This is a genomic window from Streptomyces sp. NPDC006552, assembly GCF_040611655.1.
Taxonomy (GTDB): Bacteria; Actinomycetota; Actinomycetes; order Streptomycetales; family Streptomycetaceae; genus Streptomyces.
This window is the reverse complement of sequence record NZ_JBEXOS010000148.1, coordinates 1-1,859: the sequence shown is the minus strand read 5'-3', so window position 1 is coordinate 1,859 and position 1,859 is coordinate 1. Positions and strand designations below refer to the sequence as shown.

Genomic DNA, 1,859 nt, shown 5'->3' with positions numbered 1-1,859 from the left:
GCTCGCTGGGCGAGCTGGCGGCGGTGCGCAGTGCCGGCGCCCGGTGTGCGGACGCCCTGTACCCGGGACCGGGAGCCCCCGCACAGTGGGCTCCGGCCGCCGCCGGTCAGGGGGTGAGCCCCCAGCTCAGAGGTCCAGGCCGGTCAGGACCAGGACGCGCTCGTAGGTGTAGTCGTCCATGGCGTAGCGCACGCCCTCGCGGCCGACGCCGGACTGCTTGGCGCCGCCGTAGGGCATCTGGTCGGCGCGGTAGGACGGGGCGTCGCCGATGACGACTCCGCCGACCTCCAGGGCCCGGTGGGCGCGGAAGGCCGCCTGCACGTCGTGGGTGAACACCCCGGCCTGGAGGCCGTACTTGGAGTCGTTGACGGCGGCGAAGGCCGCCGCCTCGCCGTCCACCTTCTTCACGGTGAGGACCGGTCCGAAGACCTCCTCGCAGGCCAGGGTCACGTCGTCCGGTACGTCGGCGAGGACGGTCGGCGCGTACGTGGCGCCGTCGCGCTCGCCGCCCGCCAGCAGGGACGCGCCGGCGTCGACGGCCTCGGTCACCCAGGCCGCTACGCGCTTGGCGGCGTCCTCGCTCACCAGCGGGCCCACGTCGGTGGCGTCGTCGGCCGGGTCGCCGGTGACCTGTGCCTCGACGGCGGCGACGATCTTCGGGAGCAGCCGGTCGTACACCGCGGCGTCCGCGATGACGCGCTGCACCGAGATGCAGGACTGGCCGCCCTGGTAGTTGGAGAAGGTGGCGATGCGGCCCGCCGCCCAGTCCAGGTCCGCCTCGGAGGCGTAGTCGGCGAGGACGACCGCCGCGCCGTTACCGCCCAGCTCCAGGGTGCAGTGCTTGCGGGGCACGCTGTCCATGATCGCGTAGCCGACCGGGCCGGAGCCGGTGAAGGAGATGACAGGCAGGCGCTCGTCCTGGACGAGGGCGGGCATCCGGTCGTTCGGGACGGTCAGGACCGACCAGGAGCCGGCGGGCAGCTCCGTCTCGGCGAGCAGTTCGCCGAGGACGAGGGAGGATAGCGGGGTCGCCGGGGCGGGCTTGAGGATGATGGGGGCGCCGACCGCGAGGGCCGGGGCGACCTTGTGGGCGCTCAGGTTCAGCGGGAAGTTGAACGGCGCGATGCCGAGGACGACGCCCTTGGGGATGCGGCGGGTCAGGGCGAGGCGGCCGGTGCCACCCTGGTCGGTGTCGAGGCGCTGGGCGTCGCCGCTGTTCCAGCGGCGGGCCTCCTCGGCGGCGAACCGGAAGACGCTGACCGCGCGGCCGACCTCGCCGCGGGCCCACTTGATCGGCTTGCCGTTCTCGGCGGAGATCAGCCGGGCGATCTCCTCGGTCCGCTCCGCGAGCCGGTCCGCGACGTGGTTCAGCGCCTTGGCCCGTACGTGGGCGGGGGTCGCGGCGAACTCCTCGCGGATCGCGTGCGCGGCTTGGACGGCTTCCTCGACCTGGGTCTCGGTCGGGGTGCTGACGGTGCCGACTAGACGGCCGTCGTACGGGTTGGTGACGTCGAAGGTGACGTCACCGGTGGCCTGGCGGCCGGCGAGCCAGAAGGCGTGGGTGGCGGTCATGGGTTCTTGTACCGGCCTCTCGGGTGGGGTGTGCGGTTGCGTCTGTGGTGACCTTAGGTCGGGCGGGGTGGATGGCGATTTGGCCGCGGTGGAGTGCGGCGGGGTGGATTGTTCGCCGCTTCGGCGGGGTCCCTGTGCGGGGCAGTGTGCGGGTGCGGCTGTTATCGACCGTCGTCAGGTGCGGCCGGTGGGGGCTGGTCGCGCAGTTCCCCGCGCCCCTGAGATGCGCACTGCGTGCGCCATCTCATCGGGCCCATGGGGCTGCGGCGAAGCCGCATGCTCCAGGG

The 1,859-nt window shown here is 73.3% G+C and carries 1 protein-coding gene; it reads right to left on the bottom strand.

From position 1 onward, the window contains the following. Nucleotides 1-126: 126 nt before the first annotated feature. Nucleotides 127-1,572, bottom strand: a complete 1,446-nt coding sequence (locus ABZY33_RS35970) for an aldehyde dehydrogenase family protein (RefSeq protein ID WP_356495928.1) — start codon at nucleotides 1,570-1,572, stop codon at nucleotides 127-129. Nucleotides 1,573-1,859 lie beyond the last annotated feature (287 nt).

Excerpts from the sequence above, each read along its gene's own strand:
- ABZY33_RS35970 (WP_356495928.1), bottom strand. The coding sequence starts at position 1,572 with ATGACCGCCACCCACGCCTTCTGGCTCGCCGGCCGCCAGGCCACCGGT.